We start from the raw sequence: 13,995 nt of genomic DNA, 5'->3' as shown, positions 1-13,995 counted from the left end.
AACGCCAAAAGAAATCGAAGACGTTCAGGCTGGCCGGTTCTGGTTAACGCCATAGGCGGCAAGGAAGACGCGGATCGCACCGCGGATGATGCGGCTCATCTCCTCCTCGGAGGGAGGACCCGCCATGTCGCCCAAGAGGCGCAGCTTGAAGAAGCCTCCGCCGCAGAGTTCCAGGAACTGGCGAGCGGCAAGCTCGACATCCTCGATGACAAAATGCCCGGCGGCGACCTGCGCCTTCAGATAGTCGGTGAGGACGGTCCGGATGTTTTCGGGACCGGTAAAGAAGCGTTGACAAAGGTGCGGCATGCGGTCGCGCACTCCGATGACGGTGCGTATGGCATTGATGACCTTTTCTTCGGTTGTGTGCCGGACGAAGGTCATGCCGAAATCGTAAAGAGCCGTGTCTGGATCGGGATTGGCATTGAGAGCCGCACGCACGCTGGCGACAAAAGCGGCGCGCTCGGTCTCCATCATCGCAGTAAAAAGCTCTTCCTTGTTGGCGAAGTAGACATAAAGCGTTCCTTTCGAAACACCAGCCTCGCGCGTCACGTCGTTCATGCTCGCGGCATCGAAGCCGAGTTTCATGAAGACACGCTTCGCCCCTTCAAGGATCTGCCTGCGCTTTGCCGGATCCTCTCCTGCCGCCCATCGGCCGCTTGCGGCCGGGGCTTCGACCGTATCTTTGAAGATGTCTGTCATTGTCTCCTTAACCACGTTCGCAGCTGCGAACATTACAAAATCGAACCGCCTGGTTCGATATAACTTGATATGACTTTAAAAAGGCCTTATGTCAACTGAACCGAACCGTTCAGTTCGATCAATGTCACTCGATTTACCCGGTCTTTGCTCATGTCGTCCAACCAGAAAACGAATGTCGCCCGCATTGTCAGCGATTCCGCAAGGGACGAGACGGTGCCGGACGCCGTTGTCACTGCCGAACCGGCGACTGCGGAAGCGCCGCGTGCCCCTCAGACTGCTCCCGATACGCAGACCGCTCCGGCTGAAAAGAAGAAGCGCCGCAGCCTGGTGCTCCCGATCGTGGCGCTCGCTATTCTTGCCGGCGGTGCGTCATACGGCTACGAGTGGTGGACGAACGGCCGTTTCATGGTCTCGACCGACGACGCCTATATCGAAGGCGATATCGCAACGATCTCGCCAAAGGTCACCGGCTATGTCGCGAAGGTGAATGTCGTCGCCAACCAGCAGGTGAAGGCCGGGGACGTGCTCGCCACGCTCGACAACGGCGATTATCAAAATGCCCTCGATCAGGCCGAAGCCCAGATCGCTACGGAGAAACTGTCGCTGAGCCGCATCGACGCGCAGATCGAAGGAGCCAAGGCAGCACTTGCTCAGGCCCAGGCCTCCAAGGTGGCTCTCGAGGCGGCAGTCCGTGGCGCCGAGATCACACAGAAGCGCCAGGCGGACCTCCAGGCGAAGTCGGTCGGCACTACGGCCGATCTCGACACTGCCAATATTGCTCTCGACCAGGCCAAGGCCAATCTCGTCGGCGGTGACGCCAACATCAAGTCGGCGGAAGCAAACGTCACCATCCTCGAGGCGCAGCGCAGGGAGGCGGAAGGTTCGGTCCGCACGCTCGAGCTTCAGCGGGACAAGGCAGCCCGCGATCTGTCCTTCACAATCCTCAAGGCACCGTATGATGGCGTCGTCGGCAACCGCTCTGTTCAGGAAGGCGATCTCGTTTCGCCCGGCCAGCGCCTGATGGCACTCGTTCCGGTGCGTCAGCTCTTCATCGACGCCAACTTCAAGGAAACGCAGATCCAGCACCTGGTTCCGGGCTCGAAGGTCAATGTACATGTCGACGCTTATGACGACCATCCGATCGTCGGCACCGTCGAGTCGATTTCGCCGGCCTCCGGCTCCGTCTTCTCGCTGCTGCCGCCGGAAAATGCGACGGGCAATTTCACCAAGATCATCCAGCGCGTCCCGGTCCGCATTGCGCTGCCTCAAGATGCGCTCGACAGCGGCCGCTTGCGCGCCGGCCTGAGCGTCGTCGTCGATGTCGATACCCGCACGGCCCCCGGTCGAGAGCAGGCAGCAAAGTGATCAGCCAGCCGGAGTAGGCCAATGGCTACCACCGCTACAGCAGGCGCCCTTCCGGTCGCTCCTTCCGAAGAGCGAATGGACCCGCGTAAGCTCATCGCATTCTTTGCGATGGTGCTTGGCATGTTCATGTCGATCCTCGACATCCAGATCGTCTCCGCATCGCTCGCGGAAATTCAAGCCGGCCTTTCCGCCGGCTCGGATGAGATCGGCTGGGTGCAGACGTCCTACCTGATTGCGGAAGTCATCATGATTCCGCTGTCGGGAACGCTCGCTCGCATCATCTCGACACGCTATCTTTTCGCTATTTCGGCTGCTGGTTTCACGCTGTCGAGCGTGCTCTGCGCAACGGCAACGAACATCGACCAGATGATCGTTTACCGCGCCATCCAGGGCTTCATCGGCGGCGGTATGATTCCGTCCGTCTTCGCGGCCGCCTTCACCATCTTCCCGTCGTCGAAGCGCAGCATCGTCTCGCCCATCATCGGCCTGATCGCCACCCTTGCGCCGACCATCGGCCCGACCGTCGGCGGTTATCTCAGCCACGCCTTCTCGTGGCACTGGCTGTTCCTCGTCAACGTCATTCCCGGTATCCTGGTCGCCACCATCACCTGGAATTTCATCGACTTCGACAAGCCGGAACTGTCGCTCTTCAGGAAGTTCGACTGGTGGGGCCTTATCTCCATGGGCGTTTTCCTCGGTGCGCTGGAATATGTGCTGGAGGAAGGCAATTCGAACGACTGGTTCAACGACAGTTATATCGTCGCCGGTGCTGTGGCTTCCGCGGCAGGCGCGATCATCTTCTTCTATCGCGCTTTCACCGTGGACTTCCCGGTCGTCGACCTCAGGGCCTTTACCAACAGGAATTTTTCCTTCGGTTCGGTGTTCTCATTCGTCATGGGCATCGGGCTATACGGACTCACCTATATCTATCCGGTCTATCTGGGGCGCATCCGCGGTTACGATTCGCTGATGATCGGCGAGACCATGTTTGTCTCCGGACTTGCGATGTTCCTCACTGCGCCGATTGCCGGCCGGCTGTCGACGAAGATGGATCTTCGCCTGATGATGGTGATCGGCTTTACCAGCTTCGCGGCCGGCACCTTCGTCATGACCCACCTGACGGAAGACTGGGATTTCTACGAGCTCTTCATCCCGCAGATCCTGCGCGGTTTCGGGCTCATGATGTGCATGGTGCCGATCAACAACATTGCGCTCGGCACGATGCCGCCTTCACGTATACGTGGTGCCTCCGGTCTGTTCAACCTCACTCGTAACCTCGGCGGGGCAGTCGGCCTTGCGGTGATCAACACCGTTCTCTCCAACCGTCAGGACGTGCACTACGAGCGGCTGCGGGAAAACATGGATTGGGGTAATCCGGCTGCGATCGACCAGATGAACAACCTCACTGCCAACTTCAACTCCTATGGCTTGGACGGTGCTTCGGCCGCGATCAAACAGATGGTCGGGCTTGCCACCAGACAGGCGATCATTCTCTCCTTCAGCGACGTATTCCTGATCCTGACCGTACTTTTCATGGCCATGATCCTCGGGGTCGCGATGATCAAGAAACCGGAACCCCAGGGCGGCGGCGGTGGCAGCGGAGGCCACTGAGCGTTCGAAGGTTCGAAATGACGGCCGGCTTGGGAGACCATGCCGGCCTTTTTATGGGTGCTCGACAGCCGTTTGAAATTTTTGATTTACGTACATCAAATTTGGCGATAATGGTTTCATCAGGAGGAGCGATGAGGCCTACAGTTCATGATATCGCCGCTGCGGCGGGGGTCAGTCTGGCGACCGTTGACCGCGTGCTGAACCAGCGCCCCGGTGTCCGCCGCATCACGCGCGAAAAAGTGGAAACGGCAATCCGCGAGATCGGCTATGTGCGCGATGTTGCCGCCGCCAACCTCGCCAAGGGCCGCACCTATCCGCTGGTTTTCATCCTGCCCGCCTCGGACAATTCCTTCATGCACGGGCTGCACGCCGAGATCCGCGAAGCGATGATCCGTTCGCCGTCCGAAAGGACGAGTATTCGCACAGTGGAGGTTGCCGCCTTCGATCCGGCCGCCCTGGTTACGGCGCTCGAAAAGCTTGCCGATGAACGTCCCGCCGGGATTGCGCTTGTCGCCACCGACGCACCTGAGGTCGTCGCTGCGGTTGACAGGCTCGTGGCCGACGGCATTCCTGTCGTCACGCTGGTTTCAGACCTCACCGGCTCGCGCCGGCATCATTATGCGGGTGTCGACAATATCGCCGCCGGAAAGACCGCAGCGCGTCTTCTCGGACGCTTTCTTGGCGATGCCAAGGGCGAGGTGGCGGTGCTTGCCGGCTCCATGCTGGTGCGCGACCATCGCGAGCGGCTGGAAGGCTTTGCCGCGCTGATGGCCCAGGAATTTCCGAAGCTCTCCATCCTGCCGGTCCTCGAAGGCCGCGACGATCCGGAACTGGCGCATATGCTGGTCGCCGACGTCTTGTCCAAGCATGAACGGGTGATTGGCGTCTACAGCCTGGGCGCCGGCAACCGTGGCCTTGTCAGGGCGCTGAAGGCGAGAGCCTCAAGCCGCCCGCTGACAGTCGTCGCCCATGAATTGACCGTCCATACGCGCGCAGCCCTCATCGACGGCACGATCGATGCGATCCTCAACCAGAACGCCGGCCATGAGGTCCGCAGTGCGATCCGGGTTCTCAAAGCAAAGGCCGACGGGCTTGCCGTCATCGATGCGCAGGAGCGGATCCGGCTCGACATATTCCTGAAAGACAATCTGCCGTAACGGCAAGGAGAATGACATGTATCTGGGTCTCGATCTCGGAACCTCGGGCGTCAAGGCGATGCTCATCGACGGCGATCAGAAGATCATCGGCTCGGCGAATGGTTCGCTCGATGTTTCGCGGCCGCATTCCGGCTGGTCGCAACAAGAACCGTCGCATTGGATTCGCGCAACGGAGGAGGCTGTTGCGGGCCTGAAAGCGAAACACCCCAAAGAGCTTGCGGCCGTCAAAGGCGTCGGCCTTTCCGGCCAGATGCATGGCGCCACGCTGCTTGATGCCGACGACAGGGTGCTGCGTCCCTGCATTCTCTGGAACGATACGCGTTCTTATGTCGAGGCAGCGGCGCTGGATGCCGACCCGAAATTCCGCAAGCTGACGGGTAACATCGTCTTTCCCGGGTTTACCGCACCGAAACTTGCCTGGGTCGCCAAGCATGAGCCCGGAATTTTCGCCAAGGTCGCCAAGGTGCTGCTGCCGAAGGACTACCTGCGGCTCTGGCTGACGGGCGAGCACATTTCCGAAATGTCGGATTCTGCCGGTACGTCCTGGCTCGATACAGGCAAACGCAAATGGTCGTCTGAGCTTCTTGCCGCGACGGGTCTCGACGAAAAGCAGATGCCGGCGCTGGTCGAAGGCACCGCGCAGGCAGGAAAGCTGCGCGGCGAACTCGCCGCCAAGTGGGGTATTGCGGGCGACGCTGTCGTTGCCGGCGGGGCAGGGGACAATGCAGCGTCTGCCTGCGGCATGGGCACGGTCAGCGATGGCGCGGCCTTCGTCTCGCTCGGCACGTCCGGCGTTCTCTTCGCGGCGAATGCCGCCTACCTGCCGAAGCCAGAGAGTGCGGTCCATGCCTTCTGCCACGCACTACCCAACACCTGGCATCAGATGGGCGTCATCCTTTCGGCCACCGATGCGTTGAACTGGCATTCGAACGTCACTGGTCAAGTCCGCTGCCGATCTCACGAACGAACTCGGCGAGACGCTGAAGACACCCTCTGGTGTCACCTTTCTTCCTTATCTTTCAGGCGAACGCACGCCGCACAATGATGCCGTCATCCGTGGCGCCTTCATCGGACTCGAGCATGAGAGCAGTCGGGTTGTGCTGACACAGGCGGTGCTCGAAGGTGTGTCTTTCGCAATCCGCGATAATCTCGAAGCGCTGCGTTCGGCAGGCACCGATATATCCCGCGTCACTGCCATCGGCGGCGGCTCGCGCTCGCGCTATTGGCTGGCGTCGATCGCAACGGCGCTCGGCGTTCCGGTCGATCTGCCCGCCGACGGCGACTTCGGCGCGGCCTTCGGGGCGGCGAGGCTTGGGCTGATCGCGGCAACAGGCGCCGAGCCGGTTTCAGTCTGCACGCCGCCGAAGACGGCAAAAACGATCGAGCCGGTCGCGGCTTTGAGCGGTGCCTATGAGGATGCCTACAGGCGCTATCGGGCGCTTTATCCGGCGATCAAATCGCTGGCGCATTGAGATCGAGGCTGCCCTCATCCGCCTGCCGGCACCTTCTCCCCGTTGGGGAAAAAGTACTTGCGGCGGCGCCCTGTCCCCGCTCTCCCGGCGGGGAGAGGGTAGGGTGAGGGGCGCCCGGCTGCATAACCAACAAGAGTGAAACCCAAGGAGACGACACCATGAGCACCGGATTTTTCGGCGATATCCAGAAAGTGAAATATGAGGGCCCGGACAGCACCAATCCGCTGGCCTTCCGCCACTACCAGCCAGACGAAATTGTCATGGGCAAGCGCATGGAAGACCACCTGCGCTTTGCGGTCGCCTACTGGCATACCTTCACCTGGCCGGGTGGCGACCCCTTCGGCGGCCAGACCTTCCTGCGTCCCTGGTTCGAAGACACGATGAAGGCAGCGAAACTGAAGGCCGATGTCGCCTTCGAATTCTTCTCAGCTGCTCGGCACGCCCTATTATTGCTTCCACGACGCCGACGTTCGCCCGGAAGGCAACAGCTTTGCCGAGAACACGAAGAACCTTAACGAGATCGTCGACTACTTTGCCGAAAAGCAGGCTGCGACCGGCGTCAAGCTGCTTTGGGGCACGGCGAACCTCTTCTCCAACCGCCGCTTCATGTCGGGTGCCGCGACCAATCCGGATCCGGATGTCTTTGCATTTTCGGCTGCGACGGTGAAGACCTGCATGGATGCGACGCAGAAGCTCGGCGGCGAAAACTACGTGCTTTGGGGTGGCCGCGAAGGCTATGAGACGCTGCTCAACACCGACCTGAAGCGCGAGCTCGATCAGCTCGGCCGCTTCCTCAACCTCGTCGTCGAATACAAGCACAAGATCGGCTTCAAGGGCACGATCCTCATCGAGCCAAAGCCGCAGGAGCCGACCAAGCACCAGTACGACTACGACGTCGCGACCGTCTACGGCTTCCTGAAGAGGAACGGCCTGGAAAATGAGGTGAAGGTCAATATCGAGCAGGGCCACGCGATCCTCGCCGGCCATTCCTTCGAGCACGAGCTGGCGCTCGCCAACGCGCTCGGCATCTTCGGCTCGATCGACATGAACCGCAACGATTACCAGTCCGGCTGGGATACCGACCAGTTCCCGAACAACGTGCCGGAAATGGCGCTGGCCTATTACCACGTCCTGGCAGGCGGCGGCTTCAAGACCGGCGGCACGAACTTCGATTCCAAGCTGCGCCGCCAGTCGCTCGATCCGGAAGACCTGCTGATCGGCCATATCGGCGGCATGGATTGCTGCGCTCGCGGCCTTAAGGCGGCGGCCAAGATGATCGAGGACGGGGCGCTCTCCAAACCGCTCGAGGATCGCTATGCCGGCTGGAACGCCGCCGAGGGCCAGAAGCTGCTTGCGCGGCGAATACTCGCTGGAGCAGATCGCAGAGTGGGTTGAAGACCAGGAACATCAACCCGCAGCCGAAATCCGGCAAGCAGGAACTGCTGGAAAACGTCGTCAACCGCTACGTTTAAGCAATGCGGGACGGCTGCAGCTTTCATTCGGCTGCCGCCGTCCTTCTTACTTCCTTGTCCAGTTGCGCGAGGGCGCAGAGACCGAGTTGCGGACCACCAGATCGGGTCTGAGCAGGATTTCCGTCTCGGCGGGCTGACCGTCTGACAGGAGCTCGAGCAGCAGCGCCATGGCATGCTTGCCGATGGCAGTGCGTGGCTGGCGGATCGTCGTCAGCGAGGGCGACATGAAGACGGCTTGAGGCACGTCATCGAAGCCGGTCACGGAAAAATCCCGAGGAATATCGTAGCCGCGCGCGCCGAGGCCGATCATCACACCGATGGCGGTCTGGTCGTTGACGCACATGAAGGCCGTCGGCAGGGTATCGCGCATAAAAAGCTGTTCGACCGCCAGCCGGCCGCTTTCGATCGTGCCGTCGCCTTCGAAGACGATCCGAAGGTCGGGACTGACGCCAGCGGCATCCATTCCGGCCTCATACCCCATGCGCCGCCGGCTGTAGGCGAGGCGGGTGCGCGAATCGCCGATGAAGGCAATCTTCCGATGGCCCTCGGCAATCAAAAGGTCGACGGCCTTGCGGGCGCCCGCGATGTCGTCCACGCCGACATAGGGAATGCCGCCGTTGAAGACCGGCTCAAAGACGCCGACGCTGGGCGGCAGGCGCGCGGTCATGGTCTGGTGGCCGAAGGGCAGGATGCCGGTGAAGAGGATCAGCCCGGCCGCCTGATTGGAATTCAGGAACTTCAAATATTCGAGGCCGCGCTGCGCATCGTTCTGCGTATGGCCGATGAGAATGCCGTAGCCGTGCGCGCGGGCTTCATTTTCCAATCCGACCAGGATGTTGGAGAAATTCGGGTCGCCGATGTCGGGCGCGACGACGAGGATCATGTTCGAGCGGCCGAGCCGCAGGCTGCGCGCCATCGCATTCGTCGTGTAGCCGGTGATGGCGATTGCCTGGTTGACCTTGAGGCGTGTCGAGTTCGCGACCTTCTCGGGCATATGGATCGCGCGGGAGACCGTTGCAATCGAAACCTGGGCAATTCGGGCGACGTCTTCGATTGTTGCGGGAGTGGAATTCGACACTGCGCTCTGCCTTGGGTCTCGTCTTGACCGGGACACTACACAGACTTCCCCGAAGGTCAAAGGCGACGCTGAAAAATTCTCATGTATGCAATGATGTAAACCTTTACATCGCCAATGTAAAGGTTTACACAGTCGCATAAAGCGGACGGGAGCCGTAGGGGAGGGAATAATGGGTCCGGAGACCGTCGAAGGTGCGGTGCTGCTGTCTGCAAGGCGAATTAGCAAATCGTTCAGCGGCGTGCAGGTGCTCTTCAGTGTCAATTTCGACCTTCGCGCCGGCGAAATCCATGCGCTGATGGGCGAAAACGGCGCCGGAAAATCCACCCTCGTCAAGATCCTTTCCGGTTTCGAAGAGCCAAGCTCCGGCGAAATCCTGCTCGACGGCGAACCTGTGAAGCTGCCACCCAATGGTGCCGCAGAGGCGCTCGGCATCGTCATCATTCACCAAGAATTCAATCTCGCCGAACATTTGACCGTCACCGAGAGCCTTTTTCTCGGCCGCGAAGTCACGCGTTTCGGCGTCCTCGACCGCAAGTATATGCGCGCCGAGGCGCGGCGCGTCCTTAATCTCCTCGGCTCGCATGTCGACGTGAATGCGCAGATCAGTACGCTGTCGATCGCCGACAAGCAGATGGTGGAGATCGCCAAGGCGATCAGCCGCAATGCGCGGATCGTATTCATGGATGAACCGACCGCGGTGCTATCGCGCGAGGAGATCAACTTCCTGTTCAAGCAGGTGCGCAAGCTTCGCGACCAGGGAACGAGCTTTGTCTTCGTTTCCCATAAGCTCGACGAAGTCATGGAACTGACCGACCGGGTGACGGTGCTGCGCGACGGCCAATGGGTGAAGACCTCGCCTACCTCGATCCTCGACGGCGAATCGATCGCTCAATTGATGGTCGGGCGGGAACTCTCCAGCCTTTATCCCGCCAAGAACGAGCCCGATGTCGACGAAGAAGTCGTGCTCAGCGTCAATTCCGTATCGACCCACTATGTTCGTGATGCCAGTTTCGAGGTCCGGAGAGGCGAGATCCTCGGCTTTTCCGGCTTGATCGGATCCGGCCGTACCGAGCTTATGGAGGCGATCATGGGTTTGCGCTCGCGCGCATCGGGTGAAGTCACGGTCAACGGGCAGTCCGTGCCTCCGCACGACGTTCATGCCGCAAATCGCGCAGGCCTGGCCTACATGACCAAGGACCGCAAGTCCAAGGGACTGCTTCTCAACTCCGGCATGATCGCCAACCTTACGCTGCAATCCTTGGACAAGCATGGCCGGTTCGGCTATCTGAGCGCTGCGAGCGAAGCCTCTGCGATGGCAAGGGCCCGGCGCCGCTTCGACATCCGCGTCCGGGACGGCAATATCATTGCCGGCCGCATGTCCGGCGGCAACCAGCAGAAATTGCTACTGGCGAAAGTCATGGAGATCGAGCCGCAGATCATCATCATCGACGAGCCGACCCGCGGCATCGATGTCGGCACCAAGCAGCAGATCTATCATTTCATTTCGGCACTGGCCCGCGATGGTCATTCGATCATCGTGGTTTCTTCGGAGATGCCGGAGGTGATCGGACTTTGCACGCGTATCGCCGTAATGCGCGAAGGCCGGATCGTCGGCATTCTGGAGGGCGATGAGATCTCCGAACAGGAAATCATGCGCTACGCGGCGGGATTGAAAAAAAAGATTGCTGCCTGACCAGGCGAAATAATCCGGTCGAGGCGTAGCGGCGAATTCCCAGGACAATGGGACGGGAGGTTGGTTTTGAACATGAGTATAAGCGAGGAAAGCAGCGAAAAGGAAAGCCGGCGCCGTTCCTGGCGCGACGTCGATCTTCGGGCAGTCGCGCCCTTCGCGGCGCTGGCGTTGCTTCTCGTGGTCGGGGCGCTGGTCAATCCGAATTTCATCGGCATCACGAACCTTGCCAATGTTGCGACGAGAAGCGCTTTCATTGCCATCATTGCCGTGGGCGCGACCTTCGTGATTTCGGCGGGTGACTTGGACCTTTCCGTGGGGTCGATGGTCGCTTTCGTCGCCAGCCTGATGATCCTGTTCATGAATTCCGGCGCGATCGCCGATCCGGCGCTGATGCTGACGGCCGCCATCGTGCTCACGATCGTGATTGGCGCGTCATGCGGCCTTGCGAACGGTCTCATCACCACCGTTGGCAAGATCGAGCCTTTCATCGCAACGCTCGGCACCATGGGCGTTTATCGCGGTTTGACCACCTGGCTTTCGCAGGGCGGCGCCATCACGCTGCGCGAGCCCGAACTTCAGTCACTCTACCGCCCGGCCTATTTCGGCTCCATCCTTGGCATGCCGGTTCCGATCGCGGTGATCCTTGCCGTCACCGGCGTTGCAGCCTTCGTCCTCTACCGCACCCGCTATGGGCGGCATGTCGTGGCGGTCGGCTCCAGCAGCGATGTGGCGCGTTATTCCGGTATCGCCGTCAATCGCGTGCGCACCATCGCCTTCGTCATCCAGGGCCTGTGCGTCGCCATCGCCGTGCTTCTCTACGTGCCGCGGCTTGGCTCGACCTCGGCGACGACGGGCATCCTTTGGGAACTGCAGGCGATCACCGCCGTGGTTGTCGGCGGCACGGCGCTCAAGGGTGGCGCGGGCCGGGTCTGGGGCACGATCTGCGGCGCCTTCATTCTCGAACTCGTCGGCAACATCATGCTGCTTTCGAATTTCATCAGCGAGTACCTGATCGGCGCCATCCAGGGGGCGATCATCATCATCGCCATGCTGGTTCAGCGGTCGCTGGTGCGTAAATCGTGAATAGCCGGGTTTATGGGTCGCCCGGTCCTCGATCGACTAGGCCCAGTCATTATTTGGGAGAGAGAAAAATGCGTAAAAAATTTTTGGGGCTGGCCGTCGCCGCCATGGCGGTCCTCACGGGCGTCTCGTATGCCCAGGACAAGAAGGTAACGATCGGCGTTTCCATTCCCGCAGCCGACCATGGCTGGACGGCCGGCGTCGTCTTCCATGCAGAGCGCGTGGCAAAGCTGCTGATGGCCGAACATCCGGGCCTGAACGTCATCGTCAAGACCTCGCCAGATGCCGCAAGCCAGGCAAACGCCGTACAGGATCTTGCGACACAAGGCATCGATGCCCTGGTCATCCTGCCGTCGGATCCGGATCCGCTCGTCAACGCCATCAAGGAAATCAAGGACTCCGGCAAGTTCGTGGCGCTCGTCGACCGTGCGCCGAGCAACAACGATGATTCGGTTCGCGACCTCTACATCGCCGGCAACAACCCGGCGCTCGGCGAAGTCGCCGGCAAGTACATCAAGGAAAACACGCCGGATGCAGAGGTGGTCGTCATCCGCGGCCTGCCGATCCCGATCGACCAGCAGCGCCAGGACGGCTTCGACAAGGGCATCGCCGGTTCGAACGTCAAGGTTCTCGACCGCCAGTACGGCAACTGGAACCGCGACGACGCCTTCAAGGTCATGCAGGACTATTTGACGAAGTACCAGAAGATCGACGTCGTATGGTGCCAGGATGACGACATGGCCGTCGGCGTGCTGCAGGCCATCGAGCAGGCCAAGCGTACGGACATCCAGTATGTTATCGCCGGCGCCGGCTCCAAGGACATGGTCAAGAAGGTCATGGACGGCGACAAGCTGATCCCGGTCGACGTTCTCTATCCGCCGGCGATGGTCGGCACGGCGATGGAAATGACGGCAGCAAATTTCTACGATCAGGTTCCGGTGCGCGGTACCTATATCCTCGACGCGACGCTCATCACCAAGGATAACGCCAAGGACTTCTACTTCGCCGATTCTCCGTTCTGATCATCCGACTGCAATGCGCCCATTCGCAAGGATGGACGCATTTTCTTTGCTTGCGCACGCGCTGCGGTCAAGAATGCGGCACGTACCTCTTGCGGCCTCCAGACAGGCATGATTAGTTCGCTTCGGTTTGACTTTCGGCTTTTCAGCTGCATCTGCCGCAAGGGCGTGGGCGCCTTGCTCCCGCCAAACCGCGTGCTAGACGTCATCATAAACGTTTACGGTCGATCATCAGGGAGGATTCCGACATGAAAACGATCAAGGGACCCGGCCTATTCCTCGGGCAGTTTGCGGGCGATGCCGCGCCTTTCAACTCATGGGATGCGATCACCAAATGGGCGGCTGATATCGGTTACAAGGGCGTGCAGGTTCCGACCTGGGCCGGTCAGTTGATCGATCTGAAGAAGGCTGCCAGCTCCAAGGATTATTGCGACGAGTTCGCCGGCAAGGCGCGGCGAAAACGGCATCGAGATCACCGAGCTTTCCACCCACCTGCAAGGCCAGCTGGTGGCCGTGCATCCAGCCTATGACGAGGCGTTTGACGGCTTTGCTGCACCGGAAGTGCGCGGCAATCCGAAGGCGCGGCAGGAATGGGCGGTCGAGCAGGTGAAGATGGCGCTGACCGCCTCCAAGCATCTCGGCATCAAGGCACATGCGACCTTTTCCGGTGCGCTTGCCTGGCCCTTCATCTACCCGTGGCCGCAGCGTCCGGCCGGTCTGGTCGAGACCGCCTTTGACGAGCTTGCCCGCCGCTGGAAGCCGATCCTCGACCATGCCGACTGAGTAGCGGCGTCGACGTCTGCTATGAAATCCATCCCGGGCGAGGATCTGCATGACGGCGTCACCTACGAGATGTTCCTGGAGCGGGTGGGCAACCATCCGCGCGCCAACATGCTCTACGATCCATCGCACTATGTCCTGCAGTGCCTCGATTATCTCGACAACATCGACATCTACAAGGATCGCATCAAGATGTTCCACGTCAAGGATGCGGAGTTCAATCCAACCGGGCGTCAGGGCGTCTATGGCGGCTACCAGGGCTGGGTCGATCGCGCTGGCCGCTTCCGCTCGCTCGGCGACGGCCAGGTGGATTTCGGCGCCGTCTTCTCGAAGATGACGGCCAATAATTTCGACGGCTGGGCCGTTGTCGAATGGGAATGCGCGCTGAAGCATCCGGAAGACGGTGCCCGCGAAGGCGCCGAATTCGTCAAGGCACACATCATCCGCGTCACGGAGAAGGCCTTCGACGATTTTGCCGGCAGCGGTACGGACCAGGCGGCGAACCGCCGCATGCTCGGGCTCTGAGCCTTGCTTCTTTCTTCTCCCCAGCGGGAAGAAGATGTCCGAAG

8 protein-coding genes and 3 pseudogenes are annotated in these 13,995 nt (G+C 60.6%); 9 read left to right on the top strand and 2 right to left on the bottom strand.

Going from position 1 to position 13,995, the window contains the following annotated elements:
* Nucleotides 1-24 precede the first annotated feature (24 nt).
* On the bottom strand, nt 25-699 hold the full coding sequence (locus tag ACW4PC_RS11455; RefSeq protein ID WP_455873900.1) for a TetR/AcrR family transcriptional regulator C-terminal domain-containing protein: 675 nt from the start codon (nt 697-699) through the stop codon (nt 25-27).
* A 150-nt stretch (nt 700-849) separates the two neighbouring features.
* Between ACW4PC_RS11455 and ACW4PC_RS11450 the strand changes: the two genes are divergently transcribed.
* The 5 genes and pseudogenes from ACW4PC_RS11450 to xylA all read left to right on the top strand — a co-directional run bounded on the left by ACW4PC_RS11450 (nt 850) and on the right by xylA (nt 7,776).
* Nucleotides 850-2,064, top strand: a complete 1,215-nt coding sequence (locus ACW4PC_RS11450) for an efflux RND transporter periplasmic adaptor subunit (protein WP_455873899.1) — start codon at nt 850-852, stop codon at nt 2,062-2,064.
* 21 nt (nt 2,065-2,085) lie between these two features.
* Nucleotides 2,086-3,675, top strand: coding sequence for a DHA2 family efflux MFS transporter permease subunit (locus tag ACW4PC_RS11445; RefSeq protein ID WP_455873898.1), 1,590 nt, complete (start codon nt 2,086-2,088; stop codon nt 3,673-3,675).
* A 131-nt stretch (nt 3,676-3,806) separates the two neighbouring features.
* Complete coding sequence (locus ACW4PC_RS11440) at nt 3,807-4,832, top strand: LacI family DNA-binding transcriptional regulator (protein WP_455873897.1); 1,026 nt, start codon at nt 3,807-3,809, stop codon at nt 4,830-4,832.
* Between the two features lie 16 nt (nt 4,833-4,848).
* A pseudogene (gene xylB / locus ACW4PC_RS11435) lies at nt 4,849-6,304 on the top strand (xylulokinase).
* 158 nt (nt 6,305-6,462) lie between these two features.
* Nucleotides 6,463-7,776 (top strand): annotated as a pseudogene (gene xylA / locus ACW4PC_RS11430) (xylose isomerase).
* A gap of 46 nt (nt 7,777-7,822) precedes the next feature.
* Here xylA and ACW4PC_RS11425 read toward each other — a convergent pair.
* Nucleotides 7,823-8,854 (bottom strand): LacI family DNA-binding transcriptional regulator, encoded by a 1,032-nt coding sequence (locus ACW4PC_RS11425; protein ID WP_074069722.1) that lies wholly within the window; start codon nt 8,852-8,854, stop codon nt 7,823-7,825.
* Between the two features lie 169 nt (nt 8,855-9,023).
* Here ACW4PC_RS11425 and ACW4PC_RS11420 point away from each other — a divergent pair, with 169 nt between their 5' ends.
* The 4 genes and pseudogenes from ACW4PC_RS11420 to ACW4PC_RS11405 all read left to right on the top strand — a co-directional run bounded on the left by ACW4PC_RS11420 (nt 9,024) and on the right by ACW4PC_RS11405 (nt 13,951).
* A complete protein-coding gene (locus ACW4PC_RS11420; RefSeq protein ID WP_455873896.1) occupies nt 9,024-10,547 on the top strand; it encodes a sugar ABC transporter ATP-binding protein in 1,524 nt (507 codons plus the stop codon).
* A gap of 72 nt (nt 10,548-10,619) precedes the next feature.
* Entirely contained in the window at nt 10,620-11,630 is a 1,011-nt protein-coding gene (locus tag ACW4PC_RS11415) for an ABC transporter permease (protein WP_455873895.1), read from the top strand.
* A 68-nt stretch (nt 11,631-11,698) separates the two neighbouring features.
* Complete coding sequence (locus tag ACW4PC_RS11410) at nt 11,699-12,649, top strand: substrate-binding domain-containing protein (protein WP_455873894.1); 951 nt, start codon at nt 11,699-11,701, stop codon at nt 12,647-12,649.
* A gap of 245 nt (nt 12,650-12,894) precedes the next feature.
* Nucleotides 12,895-13,951: pseudogene (locus ACW4PC_RS11405) on the top strand (sugar phosphate isomerase/epimerase family protein).
* Nucleotides 13,952-13,995 lie beyond the last annotated feature (44 nt).

The organism is Rhizobium yanglingense (assembly GCF_977109285.1).
This window is presented reverse-complemented; position numbering and strand designations above follow the sequence as displayed.